This is a genomic window from Pseudomonas sp. PDM16 (genome assembly GCF_014851865.1).
Lineage (GTDB): Bacteria > Pseudomonadota > Gammaproteobacteria > Pseudomonadales > Pseudomonadaceae > Aquipseudomonas.
This window is the reverse complement of the sequence record NZ_JACVAM010000004.1, coordinates 51,062-64,855: the sequence shown is the minus strand read 5'-3', so window position 1 is coordinate 64,855 and position 13,794 is coordinate 51,062. Positions and strand designations below refer to the sequence as shown.

General features: G+C 61.5%; 22 protein-coding genes. 15 read left to right on the top strand and 7 right to left on the bottom strand.

The annotated features are described in order from the left end of the window. Window positions 1-8: 8 nt before the first annotated feature. The 7 genes from IB234_RS15150 (at window position 9) to IB234_RS15120 (ending at window position 5,968) form a co-directional block, all read left to right on the top strand. The gene (locus IB234_RS15150) at window positions 9-989 is read left to right on the top strand and encodes a hypothetical protein (protein WP_192319310.1); all 981 of its coding nucleotides are present in this window, start codon (window positions 9-11) and stop codon (window positions 987-989) included. Between the two features lie 6 nt (window positions 990-995). Next, window positions 996-1,196 (top strand): hypothetical protein, encoded by a 201-nt coding sequence (locus tag IB234_RS15145; protein WP_192319308.1) that lies wholly within the window; start codon window positions 996-998, stop codon window positions 1,194-1,196. 9 nt (window positions 1,197-1,205) lie between these two features. Continuing rightward, window positions 1,206-2,276 carry a DNA translocase FtsK gene (locus tag IB234_RS15140; RefSeq protein WP_192319306.1) on the top strand — a complete coding sequence of 357 codons (1,071 nt, stop codon included), beginning with the start codon at window positions 1,206-1,208 and terminating at the stop codon, window positions 2,274-2,276. Between the two features lie 5 nt (window positions 2,277-2,281). Further along, complete coding sequence (locus IB234_RS15135) at window positions 2,282-4,021, top strand: AAA family ATPase (RefSeq protein ID WP_192319304.1); 1,740 nt, start codon at window positions 2,282-2,284, stop codon at window positions 4,019-4,021. Window positions 4,022-4,028: 7 nt separating this feature from the next. Further along, window positions 4,029-4,400 (top strand): hypothetical protein, encoded by a 372-nt coding sequence (locus IB234_RS15130; RefSeq protein WP_192319302.1) that lies wholly within the window; start codon window positions 4,029-4,031, stop codon window positions 4,398-4,400. After that, window positions 4,397-5,014, top strand: coding sequence for a 3'-5' exonuclease (locus tag IB234_RS15125; protein ID WP_192319299.1), 618 nt, complete (start codon window positions 4,397-4,399; stop codon window positions 5,012-5,014). Before IB234_RS15130 ends, IB234_RS15125 begins: the two co-directional genes overlap by 4 nt. A gap of 75 nt (window positions 5,015-5,089) precedes the next feature. After that, window positions 5,090-5,968 (top strand): hypothetical protein, encoded by an 879-nt coding sequence (locus tag IB234_RS15120; RefSeq protein WP_192319297.1) that lies wholly within the window; start codon window positions 5,090-5,092, stop codon window positions 5,966-5,968. Window positions 5,969-6,007: 39 nt separating this feature from the next. Here IB234_RS15120 and IB234_RS15115 read toward each other — a convergent pair whose 3' ends face one another. Further along, complete coding sequence (locus tag IB234_RS15115) at window positions 6,008-6,259, bottom strand: hypothetical protein (RefSeq protein ID WP_192319294.1); 252 nt, start codon at window positions 6,257-6,259, stop codon at window positions 6,008-6,010. A gap of 100 nt (window positions 6,260-6,359) precedes the next feature. On the opposite strand from IB234_RS15115, the gene IB234_RS15110 reads away from it, so the two are divergent. The 4 genes from IB234_RS15110 to IB234_RS15095 all read left to right on the top strand — a co-directional run bounded on the left by IB234_RS15110 (window position 6,360) and on the right by IB234_RS15095 (window position 7,957). Beyond that, window positions 6,360-6,671, top strand: coding sequence for a hypothetical protein (locus tag IB234_RS15110; protein ID WP_192319292.1), 312 nt, complete (start codon window positions 6,360-6,362; stop codon window positions 6,669-6,671). Between the two features lie 13 nt (window positions 6,672-6,684). Further along, window positions 6,685-7,395, top strand: coding sequence for a DNA cytosine methyltransferase (locus IB234_RS15105; RefSeq protein WP_192319290.1), 711 nt, complete (start codon window positions 6,685-6,687; stop codon window positions 7,393-7,395). Window positions 7,396-7,401: 6 nt separating this feature from the next. Next, a complete protein-coding gene (locus IB234_RS15100; RefSeq protein WP_192319287.1) occupies window positions 7,402-7,641 on the top strand; it encodes a hypothetical protein in 240 nt (79 codons plus the stop codon). A gap of 109 nt (window positions 7,642-7,750) precedes the next feature. Continuing rightward, entirely contained in the window at window positions 7,751-7,957 is a 207-nt protein-coding gene (locus IB234_RS15095; protein ID WP_192319284.1) for a hypothetical protein, read from the top strand. A 74-nt stretch (window positions 7,958-8,031) separates the two neighbouring features. On the opposite strand, the gene IB234_RS15090 is transcribed toward IB234_RS15095, so the two are convergent. The 6 genes from IB234_RS15090 to IB234_RS15065 form a co-directional block, all read right to left on the bottom strand. Next, window positions 8,032-8,232, bottom strand: coding sequence for a hypothetical protein (locus tag IB234_RS15090; protein ID WP_192319281.1), 201 nt, complete (start codon window positions 8,230-8,232; stop codon window positions 8,032-8,034). 88 nt (window positions 8,233-8,320) lie between these two features. Further along, complete coding sequence (locus IB234_RS15085) at window positions 8,321-8,638, bottom strand: hypothetical protein (protein ID WP_192319278.1); 318 nt, start codon at window positions 8,636-8,638, stop codon at window positions 8,321-8,323. Between the two features lie 54 nt (window positions 8,639-8,692). Further along, window positions 8,693-8,860 carry a hypothetical protein gene (locus IB234_RS15080; RefSeq protein WP_192319274.1) on the bottom strand — a complete coding sequence of 56 codons (168 nt, stop codon included), beginning with the start codon at window positions 8,858-8,860 and terminating at the stop codon, window positions 8,693-8,695. Window positions 8,861-8,974: 114 nt separating this feature from the next. Beyond that, window positions 8,975-9,208, bottom strand: coding sequence for a hypothetical protein (locus IB234_RS15075; protein WP_192319271.1), 234 nt, complete (start codon window positions 9,206-9,208; stop codon window positions 8,975-8,977). A gap of 12 nt (window positions 9,209-9,220) precedes the next feature. Beyond that, window positions 9,221-9,472: a hypothetical protein gene (locus IB234_RS15070; protein ID WP_192320092.1), complete on the bottom strand. Its 252-nt coding sequence runs from the start codon at window positions 9,470-9,472 to the stop codon at window positions 9,221-9,223. Between the two features lie 395 nt (window positions 9,473-9,867). After that, window positions 9,868-10,611, bottom strand: coding sequence for a DUF4145 domain-containing protein (locus IB234_RS15065; protein ID WP_192319268.1), 744 nt, complete (start codon window positions 10,609-10,611; stop codon window positions 9,868-9,870). Window positions 10,612-10,697: 86 nt separating this feature from the next. On the opposite strand from IB234_RS15065, the gene IB234_RS15060 reads away from it, so the two are divergent. From IB234_RS15060 to IB234_RS15045, 4 genes are all read left to right on the top strand, one after another. Further along, entirely contained in the window at window positions 10,698-11,009 is a 312-nt protein-coding gene (locus tag IB234_RS15060; RefSeq protein ID WP_192319265.1) for a hypothetical protein, read from the top strand. Between the two features lie 52 nt (window positions 11,010-11,061). Then, window positions 11,062-11,514: a hypothetical protein gene (locus IB234_RS15055; protein ID WP_192319262.1), complete on the top strand. Its 453-nt coding sequence runs from the start codon at window positions 11,062-11,064 to the stop codon at window positions 11,512-11,514. Between the two features lie 149 nt (window positions 11,515-11,663). Beyond that, complete coding sequence (locus IB234_RS15050) at window positions 11,664-12,263, top strand: hypothetical protein (RefSeq protein ID WP_192319259.1); 600 nt, start codon at window positions 11,664-11,666, stop codon at window positions 12,261-12,263. Between the two features lie 337 nt (window positions 12,264-12,600). After that, window positions 12,601-13,782 (top strand): tyrosine-type recombinase/integrase, encoded by a 1,182-nt coding sequence (locus tag IB234_RS15045; protein ID WP_192319256.1) that lies wholly within the window; start codon window positions 12,601-12,603, stop codon window positions 13,780-13,782. Window positions 13,783-13,794: the final 12 nt, after the last annotated feature.

The following is a 13,794-nucleotide window of genomic DNA, read 5'->3' as shown; positions in this document are numbered from 1 at the left end:
CGCTCCACATGAGCAACCAACCCACTCAGCTGACTCAGCTGCAGAGCAGCGCTGTCGCGCAGAAGACCGATGCGCCAATGTCCCTTCTCACCGGCCAGGGCTTCGACCAGCTCCAGCGAGTAGCAAAAGCGCTGAGCTCGTCCACTCTGGTGCCAGTGCAATACCGCGCCTTCGCCGAGGTGAAGGAGTTCGGCAAAGTGGTCGGCCATACCCCAAACGGTGCGGGGCTTCCGAACTGCATCGTCGCGCTGAACATGGCGCAGCGTATGGGCGCTGACCCCCTCATGGTCATGCAGAACTTGTACGTGATCGAAGGGCGCCCGAGCTGGTCCAGCCAGTTCATCATCGCGTCCATCAACAGCTGCGGCCGCTTCAGCCCACTTCGCTTTGACATCAGCGAGGCGGGCAAAGAAGTGGAGATCACCTACTCAGCCACCACATGGAAGAACAAGCAAAAGGTTGAGGAGCAGCGCAAGGCCAAGGTGCGGCACCAGACGTGCCGTGCCTGGGTAATCGAGAAAGAGACCGGCGACCGCCTGGATGGCCCGCTGGTATCCATCCAGATGGCCATCGACGAAGGCTGGCTGACGAAGAACGGCAGCAAGTGGCTGACCATGCCGGAAATCATGCTCCGCTACCGCGCCGCCAGCCTGCTGGGTCGCCTGTACGCCCCAGAACTGCTGATGGGTCTGCAGACTCGCGAGGAGATCGAGGACTACATCGAGCCGCGCGACACCGACATCCAGGGCGTTGTAGTGCCGGTGAACATGGACGATCTACGCAACAGCGAACCGCAGCCGCCGGCGATCCATGACGAAGACGATGGCGCCCCCGCCAACGTGAACACCGACACCGGCGAAATCATCGACGCGGAGCCTGCAGGTGCCGAGCAGCAACCGCAGGGCGAGCAGCAGGAAACGAAGCCGGCCACCAGCCAGCAGAAGGCCGACCCGCAGCCAGGTGAAACCGAAGAACTGGACATGAGCTAAGCGCCCATGGCCGCCCGCACCGTCTCCGAGCAGTTCCGCCGCCTGGACGAGTTCACCTCGCTCCTGGCGGCGGCCGAGCTCAACGCCTCCTCCGATTGGGAATGCCGGTTCACCGCCGACGTCAGCGCCAACTACCAGCGCTGGCAGGGCGACATGTACCTGAGCGACTCCCAGCTGGAAAACCTCGACCGCATCGCCAACAAGTGAGACCCACCGATGACACAAGCAGCAGCAGTACAAACCGAAACCCAGACCGAGCCGCAAGCCGCGCAGCAGATTGCCGAGCAAGTGGTGGATACCTTGGAACAGCCCGAAGCCCCGGCCAATGACGCCGCCGAGGAAGAAACCCTGCCCGCCAAGCTGAGCCCGATTCAACTGGCCAGCGAAACGATGGGCCGCGATCTGCTGCAGGTGCTCCTGCAGGAAGTGCGCGCCCTCCCCGACGTCTGGCCGAAGCTGAACGAGAAGAAGCAAGCGGCCGTGATTGAGCGCTTCACCAGCTCCATCAAGTACACCGTCACCCAGGCAGTGAAGCTGCTCGCCGCCGGCGGTAACCCGACCATCAGCGGCATTCTGGAGTCCGTCGCGATCAAGGACGGTATCAAAGCCACCTTCAAGATCAACCAGCTGGACCCGCAGCGCCACGACCTGATCGACAGCCAGGGCAAGGTCTGCTTGCTGGTGGTAGCCAACGCCGCCGATCACCTGGGCGGTATGGACGAGGTGGTACCCGATCCCGACCAAGGCGAGCTGCTCAACCAAGGCGGCGAGTTCGAAGACGATGTGGCCAACGCCGAAGCCGAGACCGGCCCGGGCGAGCAGGACCCGCTCTACCCCGAAGCCGTCCAGTTTGTTGTCCGCGAGCGCCGGCCTACGGTCAGCGCGATACAGCGCGAACTGAAGGTTGGCTACAACCGCGCCGCCCGCATGCTTGAAGCGATGGAGGCCGCGAAGGTCGTCGGCCCGGCCGACGAACACGGTACCCGCCACGTTCTGGCCACCGCTCCGGCAGTTGGCGAAGAAGCCACCCCCGCCGGCTCTCACCCGGCGAAGTACGGCACCTACAGCTACAGCGACGTGCAGGCACTTCTGGCCAAGGCAGAGCCCGAAGTCACCCAGGCCTATCTGCAGCACCGCCTGGCCATCGACCAGGCCGCCGCCCAGGGCCTACTAATCCGCATGCTCGACGACGGCACGATCGTGCTGCAGAGCGAGGCCGAAGTAGCCACCAACAACACCTACCGGGTCGCCGTTGCACTGGATGACCTGGACCTCAAAATGGAGTGATCGCCATGCGCATCGCATCTATCAACGTCACCAACTTCCAAGGGCTGCGTAATGCGGCCCTTGTTGTTTCTGAGCCTGTGCTGCTGGTCTCCGGCGGCAACGGCGCTGGCAAGTCCTCGCTACTCGATGCCATCAGCATGGCTTTCACCGGCACACCGCGCCGCGTGAAGCTGAAGAAGGACATGGCCCAGCTGGTCACCGAAGGCCAGAAGAAAGGCGAAGCCCACGTAGCCTGGGTCGACGAGGCCAACGAAGAACAGGCCTCTTGGGTGATGCTGCCGAAGGGCAACACAGCGCCGCTGCTGGACGCGCCTTACCTGCCATTCGTGCTGGATGCGCAGCGCTTCACCAGCATCGACAGCAAAGAACGCCGCCGGGCCCTGTTCGACCTGGCCGGCGCCACTGCCAGCCCGAACGAGGTAGCCAAGCGACTGCTCGAGCGTGGAGCCGACGCCACCTTGGTCGAGAAGATCAAGCCGATGATGCGTGCTGGCTTCCCGGCTGCGGTCGACCAGGCCAAGAACTACGCCAGCGAGGAGCGCGGCGCCTGGAAGTCCATCACCGGCGAGGTTTACGGCAGCGAGAAGGCCGAGAACTGGGAGCCGGATGCGGTACAGGTATCCGTCACCCAAGAGCAGATCGACGAGGCGAAGGAGCGCGTCGACGCCCTGCAGAACGATCTGGACGAGGCCAACCAGTTGCTTGGCGCTCACAAGGCCCACGCCCAAGCAGCTGAGCAGCGGCAGCAGTCACTGGATCAACTGAAGGTGACGGCCGGCCTGCTGTCACGTCGACGCGAGAAGCTGGCCGCCGACCAAGCCCGCGTCGACGAGTGGACCCCGAAGGTGGCAGAAGCCGAGCGCGCCGCCTCGGGCGAGCCGGCCCATGATCCGCTCGCCTGCCCGCACTGCCAGGGACTGGTCGAGCTGCGTGATGGCGCCGTCGTGGCCTACGTGCCACCGGAGCTGATTGCCGACCCGGAAGCCGGCAAGCGGTTGCAGGAATACAGCGGCTATCTGGAGAGTGCACAACGCGCCGTCATCAATAGCCAGCGCGACGTCACCGATTCGGAACAGGCCGCCACGCGAGTCGCCGAAATGGAGGCTGACGCCGCCTCCCTACCCTCGCCGGAAGCCATCGCCAATGCCGAGGAGACCATCGCCAGCATCCGCCAGGAGCGCGACAGCGCCAACGCCGCCTATCAGGCACTGCAGGATGCCCTGGCGCTCAGCACTGGCCGTGAGGAGCTGATCAAGAAGGCCGCCGCGCATCATGCCCTGGTCAACGCCTGGGACCAGATCGCCAAGGCTCTGGCTCCGGACGGCATCCCGGGCGACATCCTGAAAGAGGCACTCACGCCGATCAACAGCATGCTCTCCAGCATGTCTGAGTCGGCGAAGTGGTCGCAGGTAACGGTCACCGATGACGGCGAGATCACCTACGGCGGGCGCCAGTACGGCCTGCTGAGCGAGTCCGAACAATGGCGCTGCGACGCGCTTTCGGCCGTCGCCATTGCTCGACTGTCTGGCCTGCGCCTGGTCGCCCTCGACCGCTTCGACGTGCTGCAGCCCTCGGCGCGGCCTCAGATCCTGATGCTGCTCCGCAACCTGGCCCGCGCTGGCGAGATTGATAGCGCGATTCTGGCCGGCACCATGGCCGCGGCTATGTCGAAAGTCCCTGAAGGCATCCAGCAAGTGTGGGTCGAAGGCGGCCAGATCGCGGCACCCGTCGCCGCTGCGGCGTGAGGTGAGCATGCACCACCTCACTACCTTGAACCTCCCGAGTGCCGCAGCTCGGGAGGCTGAGCGCCAAGCGCTGGCCTGCCTGACCGCTGCCTACCTGGCAGGCGGCGGCGCGGTCGAGCAACTGAAGATCACCGACCGCAAGCCGGAGCCCACCGGCAGCCTGCGCGACCGCCCCCGCACCACCTCCCGCATCAGCGGCTGCAGCCGTCGCGAGCTGAAAAAGCGCGACGACGAGTTGGCGAAGCGTGCCCAGGCCCTGGCCAACGCACGCATGCCCGGCGACCGCATCCGCAAAAAACTGGGCCTGGGCCCAGTGGCATTCGAGCAATTCATCGCACGGCATGGAATCCGCCTGCCGGCACAACGGAGTACCAAATGAATCAGCCTACCCTCCTCGCTTTCTTCGACACCGAAACCACCGGCCTGCCGGCGTACAGCACGCCCAGCAACGACCCTTGCCAGCCGCACCTCGTCGATATCGCCGCCCTGCTCTACACCCCGGACGGTGAGCTGGTCGACAGCTTCGAGGCTATTGTTCGGCCCGATGGCTGGGTGATCCCAGACGAGGTTGCCGCTATTCACGGCATCACCACCGAAATGGCAATGGACCTGGGCATCCCCGAGTCAGATGCCCTGGACGGCTTCATGGCCATCCATGAGCGCGCCGGCCTGCGCGTGGCACACAACTGCAGCTTCGACGACCGCATCCTGCGCATCGCCCTGATGCGCTACCGCGGTCTGGACGCAGCGAACGAGTTTCGCGCCGGCGCCAACTACTGCACGGCGATCAACACCAAACCGATCTGCCAGCTACCCCCGACCGAAGCCATGAAGCGCTCGCGCTTCCGCAACCAGTTCAAGACGCCGAACCTCGGCGAGGCCTACCTGCACTTCACCGGTGAGCAGATGGTCGGCGGCCACCGTGCCCGCATCGATACCGAGGCCTGTGCCCGTGTCTACTTCGCCCTGCAGAAGCACCTCGCCGCCGCGTAACACCCGCCGCCCACGGGCGGCCACCATTCTCCGCTGCGCGCCCAGGCGAGCAGTTGGCCCTGCTCTGAGGTACGCATGAATCCCTATCGAATCACTGGCCCGGCACAGATCGGGCTCAGCGGCGGCCGCACTTCCGGAAAAATGACGCATGACATCCTCGATGCTCATGGCGGCAAACTCCCAGATGACGTGCACACGTTCTTTCAGAACACCGGCAAGGAGCGTGAGGAGACGCTCGTATTCATCAATGAAATGGATCAGCGCTGGAATCTGGGCGTGGTCTGGATGGAATGGTGCCGGGAATACGGCCAACCAAAGGATGCACCCTGGTACCGACTGGTGGACTTCAATACCGCGAGCCGGCAGGGAGAGCCATTCGACATGATGCTCGACTATTACGCCCGCTACCGCAGTGAGATAAAGCAGGAGCCACCGGTCCTCCCCAACTTCTCGAACAACATGTGCACCGCCTATCTCAAGATCAGGATTGGCGAGAAACACATGCGCAGCCTCGGCTATGACGAATGGGACTGCGTCATGGGAATCAGGCGCGATGAACCAGCCCGCTACCACCGAATGATGGCAGCCAATGCCAGGGGCGGCACTCGCTGGGAAAGCATCTGCCCGCCTTACGAGGCCGGCGTTACGAAAGAAGATGTGGCCGAGTTCTGGAGCCGGCAGCCATTCGACTTAGGCATCGACTCCGACTTGGGTAACTGCGACCTCTGCTGGAAGAAGTCGGAAGACAAAATCTACCGGGCAATCATCGAGGACCCATCGCGGGTGCTCTGGTGGTCGGGCACCGAAGAGAAGTTCGGTCAGGTCTTCCGGCAGGACCGCCCAAAGTACGCCCACATGGCCTGGTACGCCGAGCGCATGGCCACTCAGGACGCCTTCGACTTCGAAGCAGCCGGCCTGGTATCCGAAGACATCGACTGTTTCTGCGGGGACTGATCCGCTCCCTGTGCTCGACGCAGAGCAGTGGGCTGGAAGCTACTTCAGATTCCTCTCGCACCAGTCGTTGGCAAGCTTGGTTCCCTTCTCGTTGGCCTCCTCCTGTGTCATCAGGCCTTCGAACTTCGCTATCGGGCTAAGTACTTGCTGATCCTCGCCCTCCACTAGGCGAACTGAGAAAGAGGAGACAATCCGGTTTGGTATGTCATGCCAGACACACACGATACGAGCCTTCATGCCATTTGAGAGCTCTACGTAATCATCGCCAGCGGTTTCCGGAATTAGCTTCATAAACCCTCCCTGTACCCGGCCCCATGCCGGTACCCCACTGATACTCCATTTCCCACAACCAATGCCAGCCCGGCAGCGACCGCGGCTGCCTGGAGCAAACATGAAGAACGCAATCAACCTAGCTCAACCGGGCGCTCTCACCCTCGACTCGGTGCGTGCCTTGATCGGCGCATATGACGACTCAACCCACACTCAGCTTCGGGTGACAAAGGAGGGAGTCGCCTTCATTTCCACGTCAGATATTGGCGGTCGAAACATCAAAGACCTGGCGTTTCGCTTCGAGACCTTCCAGGCAGGGGGCGGCTTTGTTGGGCGTGCCGCCGCTGCAGATGACGCCTGGGTGAAGCGCCTGTATGAGGCGCTCAAGAAGAACTGGCCGACCCCCTCTAAGAGCTACATCGACAGTTTCTAAGCGCGGGAATCACATGAATGAGCTGGCACTTTTCGCAGGCGCTGGAGGAGGCATTCTCGCTGGCAAACTGCTCGGTTGGCACACCGTCTGCGCGGTGGAGCTCGACGCCTACCGCGCCCGACGACTCATGCAGCGACAGAATGAAGGGCACCTGTCACCGTTCCCCATTTGGGATGATGTTCGTACCTTCGACGGACGACCGTGGAAAGGCATTGTTGATGTGGTTTCGGGCGGCTTCCCCTGCGTCGACATCACCAGGGCAGGTAAGAAAGTCGGAATCGAGGGGGAAGCCAGCGGCCTTTGGGTGGAAATGGCCCGCATCATTCGCGAGGTTCGACCACGGTACGCGTACGTGGAAAACGCGGCAGAGCTGCCTCATCGAGGGCTTGGCCGAGTTCTCGCGGACCTGGCCGAACTGGGGTTTGATGCGCGATGGGGTGTGCTCGGATCAGACGACATCGGCGCCGACCACCAGCGCAAGCGGACGTGGGTCGTGGCCGACTCCATGCCGTGGATCCAGCCACTGGGGCGGGACATTTCAGGAAGTCGGCGGCAGCAAGAACAAATTGCGTGGAACGCCCACCGGCAAGCTGTATGTGAACCCGGATTTCTGGGAAGGCCTGATGGGATGGCCGATCGGATGGACCGGAACCGAGCCATTGGCGACGGCCAAGACCCGCGAGTGGCAGCGGCAGCATTCCGCCTGCTTTCAGGTCAGGGGTGACGCGGCATGAGCTGGTACGCCACCAGCTGGCAGCACATGCTGGCGGTGCACCAGCAGGCCCAGGCCGACGGCAAGGACGCCGCCGGCATCGCGCGAATAATCGACGAGAGCTACCCGTACAGCGAGCGCAGCGGATGGGCCTACAAGGCCTGGCTGGATGCGCGGCGGGACTTCTTCCGTCAGCACAGCCTACCGCTGCGCAGGGCGAAGAAACCGAAGGAAGGTCTGTTCACGGGGGAGCAGTAAATCCGCATACCTGCTCGTCGTCCGATATCGCCGCCGAATCATTGAACAGCTCTCAGCGCCCCTTCCTCCAATTCAATAGGAGCCACCACGGCTTCGATTGAGGTGAATCATGACCAATACCGACTATGCGAATACCCAAGGGGCAAATGATCCGCAAGATCCGGTGCCGCCTGTAGGGCCGGACGTGGAACCTGATGAGGGCGATGAGGACGTACAGGACGAGGAGCGTCCAGACGACTGGCACGATCCGAATGATACTGGGAACAAGCGACCCAACCGGCCCGATGAAGGCGAGCCGATGAAGTACCCTCGCTGAGCGCTCAGCCTCCCAACAAACCCGGCTAAGGCCGGGTTCTTGCTTGGCTTACATCGCAAGCTCGGTCCGCAACGTCACCCCTTCGCATCCTCAGCATCCGCGTTCTCGAAGTAGTCGTTGTGGGCCTGCTCTGCCACGGACTCCAGCTGAAACATATGCTCCTTGGCATCCGACGTGCTCAGATCAGGATCGCTGCTCAGGTAGCTATCGATTTCGCTCCACGATGCAGCTGCAGCCCTTGCCAGTCGACGACTGCGCTCTTTGAAAGGGTCCATGACGATCTCCGAGTGTGGTATTCAAAAGACCGCAAACGGCGCGCAAAGGTTTAAGGAGTTCGCTTCCAGATGCCTGGAGCCATCATGGCTACTCAGCCCGCTGATAGGCTTCAGGGAAGATGCCTTGTGCGGCCAACTGCTCGTCGTATGCGTCGATCACAAGCTCTCTGGCCTGGAAATAGCCGAACAGTCTGCCGCTGTAGATGAACGCCAGCTCGCCCCAGAAGTGGTAGACCGTGGCCACCGCAGCGATATCTGGATGCCGCTGCCAATCTGCACGGCCGCGAATCTCAGATAGCCGTTTTCGGATCGTAGCGCGGTCGCCCGTGAGCCCTGCTATACCGCGCTCAAGAACATAATTCAGGATCGCTTCGGCCGATTCAGTGTCGTTGAATATCTTGATCATGCTGCCTCCTTGCACAGCAGATATATGACTACCGCTTTCGGTGTACGAACGCCCTCAATTCGTATTCAGCAGCGGCAGCGTCTCGGGCGAGAAGGCGCAGACCCACAGCCTTCTCATCGGAGTCGATAGGATAATTTCGAAGAGAAACAGCTCAACAGCTCGTTGAGCTTCGTTGCGGTGATCCATCAGCATCTGCACGCTTGTGGCGAGGAACTTGATCATGGCGCCCTCCCTGTTGGGAATGGGGCCGCCGGGAAAGCCGTTCCCTGGCTGGGCAGCAAGAGACCCAGCATAGACCCATCTAAGCGGCGCAGCGCACCGCTTGTCACATATCGGCTACTTGGGCTGCAGCAGGTCGACATCGGCGATGGTAAGCGCCGGTACCGGAACCAGTTTCCGGCTCTCTGCCAGGCGCTGGCGGGCTGACAGGCGCTGGAACATGTGGCTTTGCAGGCGGGACAGCAGCGCAGCGTCGACACGGAAGTGGCCGCAGCCGAGGCAGATCACCTCGCGGCCTTCGGAGGTGGACAGGTCCTCGCACGGCTGGAAGCACACCGGGCAGCCGATCATAGCGGCCCCCGGTCAGAGCACACGGTTGCGCTCGTAGTACATCACCTGCTTGAGACGGTGCAGGGCGACCAGATCGCCTCCAACACTGTCGCGCCAGGACTGGTGAATGTTCTTGTAGTGCCCGTCGATATCGGCGAACAGGCGCCGGTACCGCATGATTTCCAGCACCAGCGTGCGCGCCTCCGGACAGGGTTGCTCAGCCCAGAGGCGGCGCAGCTCCTCGCTGGTGATTGGCTTGAAGTCAGGGAGATTGTAGGAATTCATAGCCTGCAAATACTGTATGCATTTACAGTATTCTTGCACGCTGTGTCGCGGCCGTCTCCAGCCGCTCATCACCAGGGCCGCCCTGCCCGGCCGTCATCCCGATGCTGCCGGCCAGGCGGGCGGACCGGCAGTGTAGGCCTTGGCGGAGGGCGCCGGTGACGGCATGCGACGAGCGCACCTTGGCGGAATTGTGCGCCTGGGGGAATGGCCACCCTCGCCTTCACTCTAGAGGGTGTCGAGTTCGTGGATGGCCAGATGTATCAGCAGGCTTGGCACTGCAAGTTCTCGGACGAGAAGTTCACAGTGCCCTGGTCATTGTGCCCGCGGTCGACGCTGAATGAGCTTATATAGATTTATCTATTCCCTATATCCAGCTCTACTCGATGCTCAATCATCTAAACACTTCTCCTCACTGGTCCCTTGTGCTCACGAATTGCTGCCGCAAGCTCTTGAATCTCCTTTCTGCGCTCGCTAAAGCACTCCTCAACAAGAAAGCTGAATATTTGAAAGGCATCTTCAGCGTCTTTATGAGTTATGCGAGATCCCGAATGACTTCCTTCATTCCCGAGCCAGCGTATAGCATCAAGTAAAGTATATTCGTTTGACGCAGGATCGAGACTCTTAATTCTTGTACCCAAACTAACAAAGGCACCAACAGGAGATTCCGGAACACCAAGGAATGTCAATACACCCTCTGCGGCCATTCTCAAGCTATTACAGCAAGCCGCAGGGTGGGAATAATATAGAGCCGACGCAGACTCCAAATGCGCGACTACTGCATCGGGAGTTTTCGGCGGGCAGACAACAAATTTGAGAGGAGGGAAGAAATACTTAGGACTTAGATAGTCATGCCATATTTTGTTCCAGCCGCCCTCTCCATCGACCTCGTACTCTTCCTCCACATAACCATCGCCTTGAACAAACACCAACTCCTCACAGGCTGAGCACTTTAAGGAGAGTCTGAATACATGAACCACATACGTAGGATCCCACCAATACTCTTTCATATCCTTCGTGCTAGCCTCAGTTGATGTGACATGCATATCAACCGCGGACATAGTAGCGGCTTGACAGCAGGGGCACCTGTAACTCGGCACATGTTCTTTATGGAAGGAAGTTTTAAACAACAGGCTATCCACACTTAGCTCCTTGCTAGTTCGGCCTCTGCCGCTTCGCTTGACCCTATCCCAACTCTCCTACTTCACGCCACTGGCGAGGTATCCCCATGCCCACTGATTTGGTCGCTGCCCTGCGCGGCGAAGACGGCGATCTGTTCGTCAAAGAAGCTGCTGACATGCTGGAGCGCCAGCAGAAGCTGCTGGACAAAGACGCCGCTGTCGCCGGCCACATGCAGGCAATAGTCGATGGCCTGCGCAACCAGTTGGAGGCACTGCGCACTGCCGCGAACACAGCCATCGAGCGTGCTGCGGTGTTCGACGATGGTAGCGACGGGGCTGATGCTGAGTCCGCGCGCAGCGTGGTGGTCATCCTCCGCGGGGCACTCGCGCCGCAGCCCGTAGAACACCAATCCTCCTAACCCCCTTCCCCTACTACCCAACTGCCGGCCACGCCGGCGGTAAGGATTCCCTATGCCTGTTAATCCGACTCACCACATCTGCCCGGAGTGCTTCTACACCTGGGCCCATGGCCAGGACGGTGGCCATAGCTGCGTGCAGCGGCTGAAGGCCCGTATCTCCGTACTGGCAGCCGCACTGCAGGAGAACCACGAATGGCACCAGCAGTACGACGAGCACGGCGGTTACCCCGGCTCTGCTCTGGAGAACAGCAACGCCCACGCACTCGCTGATGCCGCTGCCGAGTGGAAACTGCCGTGCCAGGTCCGACTGCCGGGCGGCATGACCATCGGCAAGGGCTGCAACCTCAACACTCTGCTGCTGGCCGTGCGCCGACGCGAAGGCGCCCTGCCATGGCAGTTGGATTTCGACATACCGATCCCGGTCGATAGCGGGCTGCTACGACTCCTGCGGCCACTACCTGAGCAGCCCCTGGGCATCGACAGCGAGGGCGGCAGCCATGACTGAAGTGAAACCATGCAAGCTCGGCAAGCGCCACAAGTGGAAGTTTGCCCACAACCGCATCACCCAGAGCGGCGGACCTCGAACCATCCGAATCAGCAAACGCGGCGTATATCGCTGCGCATGCGGCGCGACCAAGCTCGGGGAGCCAGGCCATGACTGAGCGCCCGATCCTGTTCAGCGGCCCGATGGTCCGCGCCATCATCGAGGGCCGGAAGACGGTCACGCGGCGGGTGGCCAAGCCGGTCAAGCACCCTGACCTGGGCAATATCTACGCGCCCGGAGCCCTGGTGCTGGAGCACGAGCCACAGCATGTGATTGACCGCGCCTGCCCCTATGGCCAGCCCGGCGACAGGCTGTGGGTTCGCGAGACGTTTGCCGTCTACGGCGACGAGAAATTCGCCGCGATTCATTACCGCGCCGACCGCCCGCACGACGTTGGCCGTAAGGGCGTGGGATACAAACCGTCCATCCACATGCCTCGCTGGGTCTGCCGCATCCTGCTGGAGATCACCGCAGTGCGCGTCGAGCGCCTGCAGGACATCAGCGAGGATCAGGCCGAAGCCGAGGGTACTCAGGGATGCGTGCCGTACTGCCAAAGCCCGTACGACAGTGATGGCGCTCCAGCGTGTGACTGCATGAACCTGACTTACAAGGAGTCATTCCAGGCCCTATGGAGCAGCATCAACGGCGCCAATTCATGGGCCGCGAATCCCTGGGTCTGGGTCGTAGAGTTCAAGCGGGTGATGCCTTGAACGCCCCGACCTACTGCCGCACCTCCGGCGCACGCATTGGCCTCTGCACCTGCCTACGGTGCACAACGCCCGCTCCACCTGCAGGGCCCTAAACGGGCCTCGCAGTCTCACCCCATCGCAAACATCATTCACAGCCGGCCGATGCCGGCGGAGGTAGCCCTATGTCTGCAGCAGAGATCGTGCAGCCGCCGGACAAGGTGACAGAGAAACAAATGGCCGCGCGCCTCGGCATTACCCCCAGAGCGCTGGAGGCCAGGCGCGCCCGCGGGCAGATCCCCGCGAGCGTGTGGAAAAAGGTCGGCAGCCGTATTTGGTATAGCGTCAGGAGATACGACGAGTGGCAAGAAAGCCTGTGGGCCTCCCCCGAGGCGTTGAACTGCGGGGCGACACCCTCCGCGTCCGCTTCAAATGGAACGGTAAGCGCTGCTCCGAAACCCTCACCTATCCCACCACGCAAGCGGGCATCGCAGCTGCCGCCCGTCTACGTGATCAGGTAGCCCAGATGATCAGGCTCGGCGTGTTCAATGAACAGAAGTACGCCGAGCTCTTCCCTACCTCCCCCAACGCTGCTTACAGCGTGTCCCGTGCCTTCGGTCCTTTTGCACAGGTCTGGCTCGATAGTCGATCGATCACGGAGGGCACCCGCGACAACTACAAGTCGACGCTGAATGTCTGGTGGATGCCATACCTGGCGACGACACCCCTGCATGCCATGTCACCGGCCTTCATGCGCGAGTTGGTGGTGCGGATCCCTTGGACCTCCGACGGCGTGAAAGCCAATGCCATGTCGAAGCTGAGCACCATCATGGACTCGGCGGTCGCCGACAAGCTGATCACGGAGAATCCCATGGAGGGCCTGGACATCCCAGAGCGTACGGACGCCAAGGTCGACCCATTCACCCTGGCGGAAGCCGATCTGATCATTGAGAAGCTATACGCCACGGAGCATTGGCCGAGCCAGATCTACGCCGCCTTCTTCGAATTCGCCTTCTACTCCGGTATGCGCCTTGGAGAAATCACGGCGCTGCGCTGGGAGGAGGTCAACTTCGAGAAGCGGATGGTGCACGCCTGTCGGACGGTCGCGAAGAAGCAAGTGGTGGAGCGGACCAAGACCAAAAAGAATCGCTACGTGCTGCTCAATGACCGCTCGATTCATGCTCTGCAGGTCGCCAAGGCCTATGTAGAGCGGCGCGCTAAGGGGAAAGGCAGAGTGACCGAGTTCCCCTACTGCTTCCCCCCGAGCAAAGGCGCGGAGTTCATTCAGCAGACGAGTGACCTGCACCATCAGTGGCGGCCAACCCTAAAGGCGCTGGGTATTCGTTACCGGCCCCCGTACAATGCGCGCCACACTTACGCAACGATGTGCCTGATGGCCGGCATGATGCCCGCATTCATCGCAAAGCAGCTCGGCCATTCGATTCAGATTCTGCTGACTCGATACGCACGATGGCTCGATGGCGCGAGCGACTGGGCAGAGATGGAAAAACTAACTTTTGCCCCAAAAGTGCCCCAGGCATAAACGCAACCCTCT

What these genes read in the sequence shown, in the direction of transcription:
- IB234_RS15150 (WP_192319310.1), top strand. Translation starts at nt 9, where the DNA reads ATGAGCAACCAACCCACTCAGCTGACTCAGCTGCAGAGCAGCGCTGTC.
- IB234_RS15145 (WP_192319308.1), top strand. Translation starts at nt 996, where the DNA reads ATGGCCGCCCGCACCGTCTCCGAGCAGTTCCGCCGCCTGGACGAGTTC.
- IB234_RS15140 (WP_192319306.1), top strand. Translation starts at nt 1,206, where the DNA reads ATGACACAAGCAGCAGCAGTACAAACCGAAACCCAGACCGAGCCGCAA.
- IB234_RS15135 (WP_192319304.1), top strand. Translation starts at nt 2,282, where the DNA reads ATGCGCATCGCATCTATCAACGTCACCAACTTCCAAGGGCTGCGTAAT.
- IB234_RS15130 (WP_192319302.1), top strand. Translation starts at nt 4,029, where the DNA reads ATGCACCACCTCACTACCTTGAACCTCCCGAGTGCCGCAGCTCGGGAG.
- IB234_RS15125 (WP_192319299.1), top strand. Translation starts at nt 4,397, where the DNA reads ATGAATCAGCCTACCCTCCTCGCTTTCTTCGACACCGAAACCACCGGC.
- IB234_RS15120 (WP_192319297.1), top strand. Translation starts at nt 5,090, where the DNA reads ATGAATCCCTATCGAATCACTGGCCCGGCACAGATCGGGCTCAGCGGC.
- IB234_RS15115 (WP_192319294.1), bottom strand. Translation starts at nt 6,259, where the DNA reads ATGAAGCTAATTCCGGAAACCGCTGGCGATGATTACGTAGAGCTCTCA.
- IB234_RS15110 (WP_192319292.1), top strand. Translation starts at nt 6,360, where the DNA reads ATGAAGAACGCAATCAACCTAGCTCAACCGGGCGCTCTCACCCTCGAC.
- IB234_RS15105 (WP_192319290.1), top strand. Translation starts at nt 6,685, where the DNA reads ATGAATGAGCTGGCACTTTTCGCAGGCGCTGGAGGAGGCATTCTCGCT.
- IB234_RS15100 (WP_192319287.1), top strand. Translation starts at nt 7,402, where the DNA reads ATGAGCTGGTACGCCACCAGCTGGCAGCACATGCTGGCGGTGCACCAG.
- IB234_RS15095 (WP_192319284.1), top strand. Translation starts at nt 7,751, where the DNA reads ATGACCAATACCGACTATGCGAATACCCAAGGGGCAAATGATCCGCAA.
- IB234_RS15090 (WP_192319281.1), bottom strand. Translation starts at nt 8,232, where the DNA reads ATGGACCCTTTCAAAGAGCGCAGTCGTCGACTGGCAAGGGCTGCAGCT.
- IB234_RS15085 (WP_192319278.1), bottom strand. Translation starts at nt 8,638, where the DNA reads ATGATCAAGATATTCAACGACACTGAATCGGCCGAAGCGATCCTGAAT.
- IB234_RS15080 (WP_192319274.1), bottom strand. Translation starts at nt 8,860, where the DNA reads ATGATCAAGTTCCTCGCCACAAGCGTGCAGATGCTGATGGATCACCGC.
- IB234_RS15075 (WP_192319271.1), bottom strand. Translation starts at nt 9,208, where the DNA reads ATGATCGGCTGCCCGGTGTGCTTCCAGCCGTGCGAGGACCTGTCCACC.
- IB234_RS15070 (WP_192320092.1), bottom strand. Translation starts at nt 9,472, where the DNA reads ATGAATTCCTACAATCTCCCTGACTTCAAGCCAATCACCAGCGAGGAG.
- IB234_RS15060 (WP_192319265.1), top strand. Translation starts at nt 10,698, where the DNA reads ATGCCCACTGATTTGGTCGCTGCCCTGCGCGGCGAAGACGGCGATCTG.
- IB234_RS15055 (WP_192319262.1), top strand. Translation starts at nt 11,062, where the DNA reads ATGCCTGTTAATCCGACTCACCACATCTGCCCGGAGTGCTTCTACACC.
- IB234_RS15050 (WP_192319259.1), top strand. Translation starts at nt 11,664, where the DNA reads ATGACTGAGCGCCCGATCCTGTTCAGCGGCCCGATGGTCCGCGCCATC.